The organism is Prosthecobacter sp. (assembly GCF_044378005.1).
GTDB lineage: Bacteria > Verrucomicrobiota > Verrucomicrobiia > Verrucomicrobiales > Verrucomicrobiaceae > Prosthecobacter.
This window is the reverse complement of sequence record NZ_JBILYB010000077.1, coordinates 13,219-28,876: the sequence shown is the minus strand read 5'-3', so window position 1 is coordinate 28,876 and position 15,658 is coordinate 13,219. Positions and strand designations below refer to the sequence as shown.

General features: G+C 60.4%; 1 protein-coding gene. It reads right to left on the bottom strand.

Annotation, left to right across the window (positions count from 1 at the left end):
- Window positions 1–263: 263 nt before the first annotated feature.
- Window positions 264–15,560: a GEVED domain-containing protein gene (locus AC6FTP_RS15285; RefSeq protein ID WP_497207783.1), complete on the bottom strand. Its 15,297-nt coding sequence runs from the start codon at window positions 15,558–15,560 to the stop codon at window positions 264–266.
- Window positions 15,561–15,658 lie beyond the last annotated feature (98 nt).

Sequence of the window (15,658 nt, the reverse complement as noted above, 5' to 3'; positions counted from 1 at the left end):
TACTCATTATAATTTCAATACAATTTGAGCTGATATTTTAAATAACTTAACAATCATCGTCGCCGAGTCGGGATTTTCAAAAAGATCCCTGTGTTGCCTCATCGTTTCCCGATCCACCGAACGCGAAGCCATGAGCCCGGTGCTGAAAACGGGACTCAGCCTGCTGGCTATTCGGATGACGCAGAATCATTTGGCCACCTAACCGACCTTTGACAGGCGAGTCTAGGAGAGACGAGACACCCTTGCGTCGCGTCGGCAGAGCTTCACGGCACGAGGAAGAAGGCGCGGAAGGGATCGAGGAGTTTGGTTTCCGAAAGGTTTTCGGCGCTGGGGGAGGACTCTCGGAGCCACATGATGGGGCTGAGGTATAGCTGGTCGTAACCGGTCTGCGTGGAGTCGGTGTCGGCTTTCCAGAGGCGGAGGCGCGTGGCGGCGGAGGGGTCGGTGGCGGCGCGGAAATTGTTTTCGGGGGTGAGTCCAAGACGGAACGGAGACTCGGCGGTGACACTGGAACTGCTGAGCAGGCGGGTAGCAGTGGCAGGCTTGAGAGCGGGCTTCAGGGTGACTTGACCAGTGAGCAGGAGGGTGACTTCGCTCGTGCGGAGGTGGACGAGGAGGCCGGTCTGTTTTGGCAAGGTGAGGTCTTCAGCCCAGCCGGTGGCGGTCAGGTCGGTGGGGGTGAAGTTATTGACGGCGGGGTCAAAGGTGAGGACACGGTCTTCAGCGGTGAAAAGATCGGCAGGGAGGAGGGTGCTCAGGGTGTGGTGGACGCGGAGGGCGACACGGTTAAGAGGCGGCAAGGCCTCAGTGGCGACGAGGGTGGTGCTGGTGCTGGCGGATTCGTCGATCTCGTAGGCTAGGCCAGTGGTGAGGTCTTCGAGATAAAGTTCGGTATTAGCGGGTAGGGTGACGGGAGTTGGCAGAGTGACCGTGGAGTCCGTGTTGGTGATGCTTCCGGCGAAGAGTTCGGTTTTGACCAGCGGCATGGAGAGAGTGCGCTGGCCGATGGGGAAGGTCTCGCGACTAAACATGACGGACGGCGAGACGGCGACCTGCTCGGCGGTGCCGTCGAGGTTGGCATCAAGGCTGACCTTCAGGCGGAAGAGGGCGCGGGTCTCGAGGGTGGTGGCGTCGAGATTGGCGTAGCGGACGATCTGGCGTCCATCAGTGCCGATGGTCATGCTTGGGGTGATAGTCGTCTTGGCCCAAGCGAGGGAATCGAGGCTGGTTTCGAGGTCGTAGCGGATGTCAGCCCGACCATTGGCGGGGCGGGTGAAGAGGGCGTCGGCGGTGCCGAGAGGGGTGACTTCGAGGGTGAAGGTGCCTGCACCGCTGCGGCCATCGGCAGGGTCGGTGTCGAGGGCGTATTCGAGGAGGTGCGGGTAGAGATCGGCGTCGGTGTCTGGGTGTGTGTCTTTCCAGGCAGAGAAGGTCACGGGCTGCTTGTCCGATTCAGTCGTGTCAGGCGAGGCGGCAGTCACCGCATCGGTATTGCGCTCACGCTGGGCGAGGGGATAGCCGGTGCCGCTGGGGCTGCGAAGGCCAAGGTCGAGGGTAAAGTCGATGTTCGAGTCGATGAAGGCGTCATCGACGAAGGCTTCGTAGCCGGTTTCGGCGCTGCCTGCTGGCTCGCCGCCAGGGGTGAGGGTGAAAGTGCCGGTGCTGGCTCCGCCATTGGTGGGGGTGGAGTTGGCGAGGAGGTTTTGGCCGAGGTTGTCATCCCCCGCGACGACGCTGGTGATGGGGATCATGCCAGCGAGGGGTTCGTTGGTGGCGAATTGGCCGTCAGGGAGGTGGAGGAAGTAGTTTCCGGGATTGATCTCGTCGATGAAGAAGCGGCCTTTATGGTCGGTAATGGCGGCGGCGACAGGGTCGGTGGTGGCTGGGTCGGCACCTTCGGGGAAGACATAAACGTAGATGCCCTGGAGGCCTTCGTTGGGGCTAAAGGTGCTGTCGCCGTTAATGTCGATGAAGACGATGTTGCCCACCCCCATGGGTGCCCAGAGACCGAAGTCTGTGGTGAGGTTGGTGTCGGGATCGGAATCTCCATCGGTGATGGATTCGGTCCCGGGGGCGAGTGTGATGATCGGGCTGAAGAGCGGTGTGCCGGGGCCGCCGGGCTGGGTGCCGTCATTATTGCTGTCGAGGTTATTATCTGCCGTGGCGGGGGTGCCGCTGGTGTGGGTGTAGCCGGTGGGTGGGACGACGCGGACGTAGTAATTTCCAGGGGGCAGATTGGTGAAGGTGAAGAGGCCGGAGGCGGGGGTGATGATGAGGGAGCCAACCTGGGAGTCGGCGCTGCTGCCACCGATGATATTGTCAGCACCTGGGTTCATGAGCTGGACGACAGCACCGGCGACGCCGGGCTCTCCGGCATCGCGGGTGCCATCGTTGTCATTGTCCTGCCAGACGAGGTCGCCGAGGGCCATGCCTCTAACGGCGAGGGTGAAGCTTTGTGAGCCCTGGCAGCCATTGGCATCTGTGGCGCGCACGGTGAAGGTAGAGGCACCGATGGAGGTGGGGGAGCCGGTGATTGCACCGTTCGCCGCGAGGGAGAGACCGGCAGGCAGTGTGCCGCTTTGCAAGGCGTAGCTATAAGGCGCTCTGCCGTTGCTGGCAGTGACTGTTTGTGTGTATGAACTACTCAGATAGGCCGCTGGAAGTGTGGGCGTGAGTGTGATGGTGGGGCAGTTGATCGAGACCACGTAGTCTTCCACTTCACCATTGCCAACGAGCCCCACCGATGCCGCGTTGTTGGTGTCGGTGAGACGCACACGCAGGCCGGTCGTGCCAGCGAGGGCCGTGGCTGGCACGGTGAAATTGATCGTCTGATCGGCATCGAGAGTGCCGTTGGCAATGTTCGTGTCACTGGCGATTTGTTCACCGGCATCAGTCAGTACGCCGTTGCGGTTGAAGTCGATCCAGGCACTCAGACGGGCTTGTTGGCCGGAGGTGTTGGTGACGTTGACGATGATGCTGGCAGGAGCTCCCTGTGCGATGCTCGAAGGAATGGTCACACCATCTTCATCATCTGTTCCGGCAAGGTCATCGCCTGAGGCTGTGGGATTGGTGACGCCCACAGGTTCCGTATCCACAAGAGTCCCGATGTAGATGTTGTTTACTGCTGTGCTGCTGGCGCTGGCGAAGCTGGCGTAATCCCCATAATCGACAGGAGGCATGATGGTGAGGATGTGGTCCTCAACTTCGCCATTGCCGCTGGTGCCTACTGAGCCAGGAGTGTTGACGGAAGTCAGTCGTACACGCACGCCGACATTGCCGATGAAGGCAGTTGCTGGAACTGTGACATTGATTGTGCGGTTGGCATTCGAGGTCCCGGTGGCGATCAGCGTATTGGCCGCCACTTGCTCGCCGCTGTCTGTGAGCACTCCATTGTTGTTGTAATCAATCCAGACATTCAGGTAGGCGCTGGAGCCGCTGGTGTTTGTCACGCGGACAGTCATTGAGCCGCTTGTGCCTTGGATGAGACCCGCTGGCATCGTGACACCCTCTTCATCATTGAGTCCGGTGATGTTGTCTCCGGTGGCTGTTGCGTTGGTTGTCGCGGCATACTCGGCATCCGTGAGAGACCCGATGAACAAACTCGAAACAACCGTGCTCCCCGCACTGCCGAAGAATGAATTGTCGCCAAAATCCAGCGCCGTCAGCAAGCCAAAGTCGATGGTGTTGTCGATATCGATGCCGCCGCTGGCGAGATTTCCCGGTTCCTTGCCTACAGCCAGATCGACCACCGGACCATAGACTTGAGCGCCTCTGCCGCCGGGCTGTGACCCATTGTTATCGTTATCGACGCCGTTGTCTAAGGTGACGACGGTGCTGCTGGCAAAGCCGTAGAGAGCAGGCGGGGTGACACAGACGAAATACTTGCCCTGGAGTTGATTGGTGAAAGCGTAGGCACCAGAGGCGGAACTGGTGGTGGTCGCGATCAAGGTGTCTGCGGCCAGACCGGTGCCGCCGATGGCGTTGTCTGTGCCAGGAGTCCAGAGTTGGACGGTGACACCGCTGAGGCCGCTTTCGCTCACGTCTTTGAGTCCGTTGTTGTTGATGTCATTCCAGACCAAATTGCCGACGCTTACCGCCTGAGAGATGCCAAACTTGGCATTCACGAGGCCATTGGATGCGATCGAGACCGAGAGTCTGCCATTCACCGCGCCATCACTGCCAGCACCTGAGCCGAGGAATTCACCCGTATTCATCCAGCCGGGGGGCAAGTCGGCTGCGGGAGCTGTGCCACCCAGACTTCCGTAGGAGGTGCTCAAGACGACGGTGTAGGCAGTGTTAGTTGAGGCGCCGCCCAGAATGAAGGTGCCGTCATCTTTGACGGGGAAGGAGTCCACCAGATTGCCTGCGGCATCCACGAGCATCGCAAACAAGGTGCCTCCCACATTCGAGCCGGTTCCATTCACGGTGTTATCAGCCAGCCCATTCGTATCTTCATACACGATACCTTTCACGCCGAGTGATGTGACAGAGGATGAGATGCCTTCTGACAAGTCATCGTATTTAACCGAAGATCCTGTGGGCAGTGTACCGACCCTCACAGCGACTGGTGAGGTCGTGTCATAATTGTCCAGCCGGTGTAATGCTGCGCCGATGGATGACACACCATACATTCGCGTCACGCCACCTACGCCCGCGATTTGAACTGCACTGTTTGATGATACAGGAATCTGCCCGTTGATATTCACACTCCTGGCTGCTGGCCCAGAGGGGTTGAACCCATCGGTCATGAACTGATTGAAGACGGTGTTCGTCGTATTGTCCACCGCTGTGGAGGTGACCAGCAAACCATCTTGAGGGCGAATCACAAAGTCACCACCACCAAATTTCTGAGTCAGGTGGAAGAAATTTGGGTAATCATTGAAGGCCGGAGTTTTGAGCGCCTTGCCTGTCGTGTCCAGACGCCAGGCGACCATGTTGTCGTTGCTTTGACCGCCGCCGTAGTAATCCCCGGCGTAATAGGCGGCACGAGGGAAGGCACCCGCACCCGCTGAAGATGAATTGGGTGAGCCAGTGTTGAATGGAATATTGGAAAGGTTGGACCCTGTGACGGTCTGATAGCTCCAAGTCTTGGTCACATTGTCGTAATAGGCGGTGTTGAGCTGGAAGTTGTAGCCGCTAGATCCTGAGGAACTTGAGTTCCAGTAGAAGCGCCTGTTCAGCCAGTCCAACGCCAGACCGTTCATATAAGCGTTCGTGGCGCTGGCGTTGAAGCGCGACGTTGCGGTATTCAAATTCAGGATGCCTGGAATGACAGAGACGGTCGGAGTAGCGGAGTTGGGGTTATAGACGGAGATTTCGTCCAGATAGAAGTTTCCGTTGGTGCTTCGGATGGCATAAAAGTAGTCCCTGAAGTTTGAGGCTGGGACAACGATCGTGGTGGTGTAGTCCTCCACTTCTCCATTACCACTGGCACCGACCGGTCCAGGAGCTGAGATAGAGGTCAGACGGAAGCGTGTGCCAATAACGCCAAGGCTTGCGTTACTCGGCACATCAAAGAAGAAGGTCTGATAGTCGCTGACGGTGCCCGTGGGCACCACCACGTTGCTGATGATCTGTTCATCGGTGTCCGTCAGAGCACCGTTGTTATTGAAGTCAGCCCAGCCGTTCAGGTAGGCAGGTGAGCCGGTGAGATTCGTCACATTCACGGTCACGGCGACACCGGCCTGGCCGCGGACTAAGATGGCCTGCACCGTGGTGCCGTCTTCATCGTTGATGTTCGTGACGTCATCCCCGGTCGCCGCCAGATTCGTGACCGCCGTGGGTTCGGCATCCGTAAAGTCTCCCATTTTGAGAGTATTGGAAAGCTTGCTGGCGGCATCCTGGAAGAGAGAGAAATCGCCGTGATCTGAAGCGTCCGCTATGGTGAGCGTATGATCTTCGACTTCACCGGCACCAGAGGCACCCGTGCTGCCAGGATTTGCGATGGAAGTTAACCGGAAACGCACTCCGACAGTGGCTATCGCCGCTATGGACGGCACGTTAAAAGTGTAGGTCATGTTGGCACTACTGGTGCCTGTCGCCAACGGCTCGTTGAAGACAATCTGCTCCCCAACATCTGTAAGCACGCCGTTGTTATTAAAGTCGATCCATCCGTTCAGATAAGTTTCAGCTCCGCTCGTGTTGGTGACATTGACGGTCACGCTCAGTCCACTTTGGCCTTGGATGGCTCCCGTCGGCAGCGTCACACCGTCTTCGTCATCTGAGCCCGTGATGTCATCACCAGTAGCGGTGGCATTGGCAGTCTGCACATATTCGTAATCGACGAGTGCTCCCATTTTAAGAGTGGAATTCTTCGTGCTGCTGGCACTGCCAAAGGTGCTCAGGTCGCCAAAGTCGGCGTTGGGAGCCGGAGTCAGGCTGTAGGAGGAACTTGTGCCGACGCAGCCGAAGGCATCCGTGGCGCGAATGGTAAAGGTGGCGGTGGCCGAGCTGGTGGGTGTGCCGCTAATGACACCCGTGCTCGTATCGAGAGTAAGACCGGTCGGCAGCGCACCAGTGGCGATGGCATAAACATAAGGAGCGGTTCCCGCAGATGACGTGACGGTCTGCGAGTAAGGGGCGTTGATCAGGGCCGAAGTCAAAGTAGCCGGGGTGATGGTGATCGACGGACAACCAGGGGTAATACTGTAAGCTCGTGTACCAGAGCAGCCATTGGCATCCGTGGCGCGGATGATGAAGTTGGCTGTCGTCGTGCTGTTCGGTGTGCCGCTGATGACACCCGTGCTGGCATTCAAGCTAGCCCAGGCAGGCAGGCTGCCACTGCTGATAGAAAAAGAATAAGGTGAGGTTCCGCCGCTGCCGCTGACGGTTTGGCTATAGGCAGCGCCCACGGTGGCTGCGGCGAGGCTCGTGGGGCTCAGCGTGACCACGGGACAGATCTTCAGACTGATGACCTGAGTGCCCTGGCAGCCGTTGGAGTCGGTGGCGCGGATGGTGACACTTGTGGCTGGGCTTGCGGCGGCGGTGGGGGTGCCGCTGATGATGCCGGTGCTGGCATTGAGGGTGAGGCCGCTTGGCAGGGTGCCTGCGGTGACGGTCCATGAGCCGTAGGGCGCGGTGCCGCCGCTGGCAGTCAGCGTTTGCGTGTAGGCGGTGTTGATGAGGCCCTGGGTCGCGGTGGTGGGGGCGATGCTGATCGACGGGCACGCGGGCGTTACCGTGTAGGCTTGGATGCCGGTGCAGCCATTGGCATCGGTGGCGCGGAGGGTGAAGTTGGCGACGGTGCCGCTGTTCAAGGTGCCAGATAGCAGTCCTGCTGGGCTGAGCGTGAGTCCTGTTGGCAGGGTGCCTGCGCTGAGCGCATAACTATAAGGTCCGGTGCCACCGGTGGCGGTGATCGTCTGCGAGTAGGCGGCACCCGCGGTGCCATTGGGCACCGTGGTCGGAGCCAGAGTGATCGTGGGGCAATTGATGGTGAGCAGGGTGTCTTCGACTTCGCCCATGCCGGCGGCTCCGACGGGCGTTGGGTTTTGCACGTCGGTGAACCTCACGCGCATGCCGCGCTGGCCGGGGGTGGCTGTGGCCGGGATGGTGAAGTTGACGGCCTGGGCGATGCCGTTGGTGCCTGTGGGTACGAGTGTGTTGGCGGCGATCTGTTCGCCGACATCGGCAAAGGAACCGTTGTTGTTGTAGTCGATCCACGCATTCAGATACGCTGCTGCTCCGCTGAGGTTGGTGGTCACGACGGTGGCGGAGCCGGAGGCTCCGAGGTTGTAGCTGCCTGCGAGCGTGACGCCGTCTTCGTCATCGCTGGCAGTGATGTCGTCGCCCGTGGCGGTGGCGTTGCGGGTGGAGACGTATTCGGGGTCGGCGAGTGATCCCATGCGCAGGTTCGAGCTGGCGATGCTGGACGCATCGGCGGCTCCGCTCCAGTCTCCAAAGTCGGTGGTCGGCACGGCGATGGTGGTGACGTGGTCTTCGACTTCGCCCGTGCCCACGGTGCCGGTGATGCCGGGGGTGCTCGTGCTGGTGAGGCGGAAGCGCAGCACCAGATTGGCACCGGCGGTGGCGGTGGCGGGGACGGTGAGGTTGATCGGGATGCTGCCGTTGATGGTGCCGGTGGCGACGCTGGTGTTGGTGGCGATCTGTTCGCCCGCATCGGCGATGCTGCCGTTGTTGTTGAAGTCGATCCACGCATTGAGGAAGGCGGCGGCACCGGTGGTGTTCGTCACGGTGGCGGTGATCGTGCCGGGCGCCCCTGCGGTGAGGGTGGGGATGCTGATGCTGTCTTCGTCATCGCTGGCGGTGTTGTCATCGCCGCTGGCGGTGGCATTCAGCGTGGGGGCAAATTCGGTGTCCACCAGCGCCCCGAGACGCAGTGCGGCATTGGCGGTGCTGCTGGCGCTGCCAAGGGCGCTGCTGTCGCCATAATCCAACGGCGGATTGGTGATGCTCACGATGTAATCTTCGACTTCGCCATTGCCGCTGACGCCGGTGGCTCCGGGGGTGGCGGTGCTGGTCAGACGGAAGCGTGCGCCGAGGTTCGTCACGGTCAGTGCGGTGACTGGCACGGTGATGGCAATGTTCTGCGTGATGTTGTTGCTGCCCGTCGGGATGCTGACGTTCGTGGCGATCTGTTCACCGGCATCGGTGAGCACGCCGTTGTTGTTGTAGTCGATCCAGGCGTTAAGATTGACCGCAGCTCCACTCGTATTGGTGACGAGCACGGGGAGGGTGGCGGGTGCTCCGGCCATCAGCGTCGGGAACGTGACGGCGTCTTCGTCATCACTGCCGGTGGTGTCATCACCCGTCGCCGTGGCGTTGCGCGTGGAGGCAAACTCCGTGTCGGTGAGCGCTCCGAGTTTGATCGTGCCAACCACCGTGCTGGTGGCATCGGCAAAGCTGGTGAAGTCACCAAAGTCGGTGGTCGGCACGGCGATGGAGATCACGTAGTCTTCGACTTCGCCGAAGCTGCCCATGACTCCCGTGGCTCCGGGTGTGGCGGTGGTCGTCAGACGGAAGCGCACGCCGACATTGACTCCAGTCAACGCGGTGGCAGGCACGGTGACGCTCGGTGTGATGGTGATGTTGCTGCTGCCGGTGGCCACGGCGACGTTGGTGATGACTTGTTCGCCGACATCGAGCACGTCGCCGTCATTATTAAAGTCGATCCAGGCGTTGAGGAAGGCTCCTGCGCCGGTCGTGTTGGTCACCACAACGGGCACGGTCACCGTTTGACCCGCGATGATCGTCGGCAGCGTGACGCCGTCTTCGTCATCGCTGCCCGTGGTGTCATCACCCGTGGCCGTCGCATTGGTGGTGGCCACGGACTCTGCATCGGCGAGTGCCCCGAGACGCAGCGTGGTATTCGCGGCATTGCTGGCGCTGCCAAAGCTGGCGAAGTCGCCGAAGTCCGTCGTCGGATTGGCGATGTTCACGATGTAGTCTTCCACTTCGCCGTTGCCGCTGGCTCCCGTCGGGCCGGGGCTTGTGGTCGAGGTCAACCGCACACGCACGGGCAGGTTCACACCCGTCGTCGCGGTGGCGGGCACGGTGATGGCGATGTTTTGCGTGATGTTGTTGCTGCCGGTGGCGATGCTGACGTTGCTGGCGATTTGTTCACCGGGATCGGCCAGCGAGCCGTTGTTGTTGTAGTCGATCCAGGCGTTGAGACTGACCGCGGCTCCACTCGTATTGGTCACCAGCACCGGGATGGTCGCAGATGAACCGGCGGTCATGACCGGGATGGTGACGGCGTCTTCATCATCACTGCCGGTGGTGTCATCACCTGTTGCTGTGGCATTGCGCGTGGAGAGGAACTCGACATCCGTGAGCGCTCCGAGTTTGATCGTGGCGTTCCGCGTGCTGGTGGCATCCGCCAGGCTGGCGTGGTCACCAAAGTCCGTGGTCGGCGCGGCGATGGTCACGGCATAATCTTCGATTTCACCGGCAAGACCGTTCGTGCCAGTAGGACCGAGACCGCTCGGCGCAGACAGGCGGAAGCGCAGGCCGAGGCTCGCTCCCGTCGTCGCTGTGGCTGGCACGGTGACCGTGAGGTTGGTGACCGCATTGACCGCGCCCGTGGCGATCACCATGTTGGTGGCCACCTGCTCGCCGGAGTCCGTAAGCACGCCGTTGTTGTTGTAGTCGATCCAGGCATTCAGGAACCCATCGGCTCCCGTGCCGTTGCTGATGGTCACCGGGATCGTCACGGTTTGACCCGCGATCATGGATGGAACAACGACGCCGTCTTCGTCATCGCTGCCCGTGGTGTCATCACCTGTGGCAGTGGCGTTGCGCGTGGACACAAATTCGGTGTCGATCAGCGCACCCATGCGCAGGAACGGGTTCGCGCCTTGGGAGGCATCCGCAAAGCTGCTGTGGTCTCCAAAGTCCGTCGTCGGAGCCGTGACGGTCACGATGTAGTCTTCCACTTCACCATTGCCGACGAGCCCCGTCGCTGCCGCACCGCTGGTGCTCGTCAGGCGGAAGCGCGCACCGAGGTTCACCCCCGTCAGCGCACCCGCTGGCACCGTGATGTTGAGGTTCTGTGTGATGTTGTTGCTGCCATTGGCGATGCTGACGTTCGTGGCGATCTGCTCGCCTGCTTCGAGCGTGCCGTTGTTGTTGTAGTCGATCCAGGCATTGAGGAACACCGCAGCACCGCTCGTATTCGTCACCAACACCGGGATCGTCGCAGGTGCACCTGCGGTCATGCTCGGGAACGTGACGCTGTCTTCGTCATCGCTGGCGGTGATGTCATCACCCGTCGCCGTGGCATTGACGGTCTGCACATATTCGGTGTCGAGCAGCGCGCCCAGCTTCAAGGTCGCATTGCGCGTACTGCTGGCGCTGCCAAAGCTGGCGAAGTCGCCAAAGTCCGTCGTCGGCGCAGCGATGGTCACGACATAATCTTCCACTTCACCCAGACCACCCGCACCCGTGGCTCCAGGAGAAGACAGCGCCGTGAGGCGCACACGCACGCCCAGGCTGGCCGCCGTGGTCGCCGTCGCTGGCACGGAGATGTTAAGGGTGGACACCACGTTCGTGCTCAGGTTGGCGATGGACGCGTTGGTGGCGATCTGCTCGCCCGCATCGCCAAAGACGCCGTTGTCGTTGTAGTCGATCCAGGCATTGAGGAAGGCCGCCGCACCCGTGTTGTTGGTCACCGTCACCGGGATCGCCGCCGGAGCACCCGCCGTCATCGCCGGGATCGTGACTCCGTCTTCATCGTCGTTGCCGGTGACGTCATCGCCCGTGGCGGTTGCGTTGCGTGTCGAGGCATACTCCGTATCGACCAGCAAACCGATGCGCAGGTTCGTGCTCGCCGTGTTGGAGACATCCGCATAATCACTGTGGTCACCGAAGTCGGTGAGCGGTGCGAGGATGACGATCGGGTGATCCTCCACTTCACCGACGCCTGCAAAGCCGGTCGGCGCCGGACTGGCCGTGTCGGTGATGCGGAAGCGCGCGCCCAGGCTCGTCGCCGCCGTCACCGCATTGGTCGGCACGTTGAAGTTGAGATTGAGCACACCGTTGGTCAGGCCGCTGGCCACGCTGACATTGGCCGCGACCTGCTCGCCCACATCCAGCAACGAACCGTTGTTGTTGAAGTCGATCCACGCATTGAGGAAGGCCGCAGCGCCCGTGGTGTTCGTCACCGTCACAGGCAGCGTCACCGGCTGACCCGCCGTGACAGACGGGAAGCTCAGGCCGTCCTCGTCATCACTGCCAGTCGTATCATCACCCGTGGCACCGGCATTCCTGGTGGACGAGCCTTCCACATCCACCAGCGCACCGAGACGCAGCGCATTATTCGCCGTGCTCATGGCATCGGCAAAGTCGAGTTCATCGCCAAAGTCAGTCGTCGGCACGACGATGTCCAAGGTGTAGTCCTCCACCTCGCCATTGCCATCCAGCCCATCTGCACCAGGCGTGATGACACTCGTCAAACGCACGCGCACACCCACGGTGCCGATCGGCGCGGCCACAGGAACGGTGTAATTAAGAGTCAGCGGCGAGTTCGAGGTGCCAGTGACAATGCTGGTGTTGGCGGCAATTTGCTCCCCCGCATCCGTCAGCACCCCGTTGTCGTTGAAATCAATCCACGCATTAAGATAGGCCGTCGTCCCGCTCGTGTTCGTGAGAGTCAGCCCCAGACTCCCCGCTGCCCCCTGCGCCACGCTCACTGGCACCACCACTCCGTCTTCATCGTCCGTACCATCCAGGTCATCACCGGTCGCGGTCACATTCGTGACGCCCGCGCCTTCAGAATCCGACAAGGCACCGAGCCGCAGCGTGCCATTGGCTTTGCTGCTGGCACTGGGGAAGCTGTTGAAGTCGCCGAAGTCCGTGTTGGCAATGATGCTGGTGACGACGTCCTCGACTTCGCCATTGCCATCTTGTCCATCAGGCCCTGGATTTGCTGTGCTGGTCAGGCGCACGCGCACACCAACTGTGCCCACCTTGACGATAGCTGCTGTAGTAAAAGCCACGGTCTTGTTAGAGTTCGAAGTCGCCGTGGCGATCAGGGTATTAACAGCTACCTGCTCTCCGCTGTCTGTGAGCACACCATTACCGTTGAAGTCGATCCAGACATTGAGATAAGCACTGGCACCAGTGGTGTTGGTGACGTTCACGGTCATGGAGCCGGCCACTCCTTGCGTAATGGTAGTCGGCATGGTCACGCCGTCTTCGTCATCGGTGCCGGCGGTGTCATCGCCTGTGGCCGTGGCATCGGTGATGGGGAGAGGTTCGGAATCCACCAGCGCACCGATGCGCAGCTTGCTGTTGGAGATGCTGCTAGCAGAAAGAAAATCTGCATGGTCGCCAAAATCAACGATGGGGGTCGAAAACCCAAGGTCGATCGTGAGATTGACATTGGCATCCGAGCTGTTGTCTGAAGCCGCATCAAAGCCGGTCTCACCTGTGGTGTCAGTCGGCTGGCTGCCGGGTGTCAGGACGAAGACCCGCGTGCTGACGCCTGAAGCCGCCGGCACGGCCGCGTCGAGGCCGTGGTCTTCATCATCACGCCAACTGACACTCGTCGCCGACTGCTTACCAGCAAGAGCACCGCCGGTGTTAAAATTGACGGCGGGCACATGCACGAAGTAGCTGCCAGGGCGCAGGCCGCTGAAAAGGTATTTCCCGCCGCCAGAGGTTGTCGCCGTCGCGACCGGGGTGGAACTGCCCGCCGTGTCGCCTTTTTTATAGATCTGCACAGTCGCTCCATCCACCCCTTCACCCGTGTCGTAGTTGCCGTCGCTGTTGGCATCGAGGTAGATGAGGTTCCCAGCCCCGACGGTGGAGCCGCAGTAATCACCGGTCCACATCGGGAAGCCGATAGTGCTGCTGATGATGACGATGTTGTTTGCTGCGATGCTGCCTTCCTTGGTGGTGCTGTCGATGCTAACTGTGGCGGAAGGAGCGATCACCGAGGCATTCATGGTGGTGCTGATGATGGAGATGGTGCCGGTGCTCTCATGGAAGTTGAAAACCAGGTCCTTCCACTGGTTCTCTGATCCGACCGTGGTGCTGTCGAACGTCGCATCACCCGTGCCGCTGACATTGACGATCCAGGCGCTGGGATTCTGACCGTTGCTGTTGAGGGCAAACTGGGCGCTGTTGAACTCCGCCACGGTCATATTAAACACGGCAGCCCCGGTACCTACCGAGGCTCCCGCGACAAGCGTGTAGGTGCCGCCGCTGACCGTCACCGTGCTGTTGGCCGTCAGCGCAGCATAACCAGCAGACTCCGAATTGAGCGCAGCATAGATGGCATTGAAGTCCGGCGGACTGGTGGTGACTGTGGCACCACTGCCGGAAGGATAGGTCAGATTGCTGCTGGTGAAGGTGATGGAGGGTGCCAGATAGACACTGCCAGTATAAGCTCGGATGGTGGAACTGGTCATGGTCAGCGCAGTCTGCAAGGCCAGGCTGTACTGGGTGGGCGCGGTACCACCATCAGGTACGGACGATGTGCCGCCTACGCTCATGGTCGTGCTGACGAGCGAGAGGCTGTTGGCGACAGCGCGACCGGTGGTCAGCGTTGCACTATTCACGGTGATGGCGTTCTTGCTGATCAGGTTGAAGCGGCTGAGCACCGATGATCCACAGATCAGGTTTGTCGTGTAGTCCTCCACTTCACCATTGCCATCAGCTCCATCAGGACCAGGGCTGCTGACACTCGTCAGACGTACCCGCACTCCAATCACGCCCAAACTGGCAAAAGCCGGCACTGTGAAGTTGACGGTGCGGCTCGAGTTAGACGTGCCGTTCGCGATAAGCGTGTTAATCGCCACTTGCTCGCCTGTATCCGCAAGCGAACCGTTGCGGTTGTAGTCAATCCAAACGTTCAAATAGGCACTGAGCCCCGAAGTGTTCGTAACATTAACGGTCATGGAACTGGCACTACCCTGCGCGATGCTGGCAGGAACCGTCACCCCATCTTCGTCGGCGCTTCCCGTAATGTTATCACCCGTGGCGGTGGCATTTGTGGTGGCACTGAGTTCGGCGTCTGTCGTCGCTCCAATTTTCAGCGTAGCAAGCATGGCGCTGCTGGCACCGACAAAGCTGGCGTAGTCACCAAAATCATCGCCTATGACCGTTATGGAATAATCTTCCACCTCGCCTCTCAGTGCAGAGGCACCGCTGAAAGCCGGTGTGGCAGTCGTTTCAGCCACACGAATGCGCAGGTATTTTGTGCCAGACACCGTACCCGTCGGTGGAGTAAGGCTGAAACTGAGCGTGTTGGTGCCTGTGGCGATGGTTTGCACCGCGAGCGTTTCACCGGTGTCGATCACGTCATTGTCGCCATTCCAGTCCACAAACACAATCGCACGCGCCGCTGCGCCACTGAGAGAGGCGAGAGTCGCGGTGATGGGCACCGAAAGGGTCGTGGCCGCACCAACAGTGAAAACCGGCATGGTCAAATCTTCGTCATCCGTGCCCGTGGTATCATCCACCGTGGCTGTGCCTGTGGTTGGATAGGCCGCTTCGGCATCCGTGGCTGCCGTGCCGATGCGCAGCAGAGCGCTGTCAGCCCGTTGAGATGCCGAAGGAAAGGAGGGGTAGTCACCGAAGTCCGTGCTTGTCACAATGTTGACGACGTAATCTTCGACCTCTCCATTACCGATGGAAGTGGCTGGACCCGGGCTGGAGCCCGAGGTCAGGCGCACGCGCACGCCCGCCACCCCGGCGGTGGCCGTTAGCGGAACGGTGAAAGTCACGGTTCGATTCGAGTTCGATGTGCCGTTGGCAATCACGGAATTAGTTAACACCAGCTCACCTGTGTCAGCGAGGGAACCGTTGCGGTTAAAGTCGATCCAGACATTGAGGTAGGTCGAGAAGCCAGTGGTGTTGGTGACGTTCACCGTCATGGTCGTCAGAGCCCCCTGGATGATGTTTGCAGGCAGTGTCACGCCATCTTCGTCATCACTGCCCGTGATGTCATCTCCCGTGGCTGTGGCATTCGAGGTGATGGCGGATTCCTTGTCCGTGGTGGCACCGATCTTCAGCGTGGTGACCACCGTGCTGCTGGCACTGCTAAAGCTGGAGTAGTCACCGAAGTCGAGGGTCTGCGCGGCCAACGGCGAGGACAAAAAACACAACCCAAATGAACTCCCAAGCAACAAAGCGCGAAAGCGGGCCATCACTGGACCGCGAATGCATGCATCGAAGAGTGAGAGGCTGACGCGCA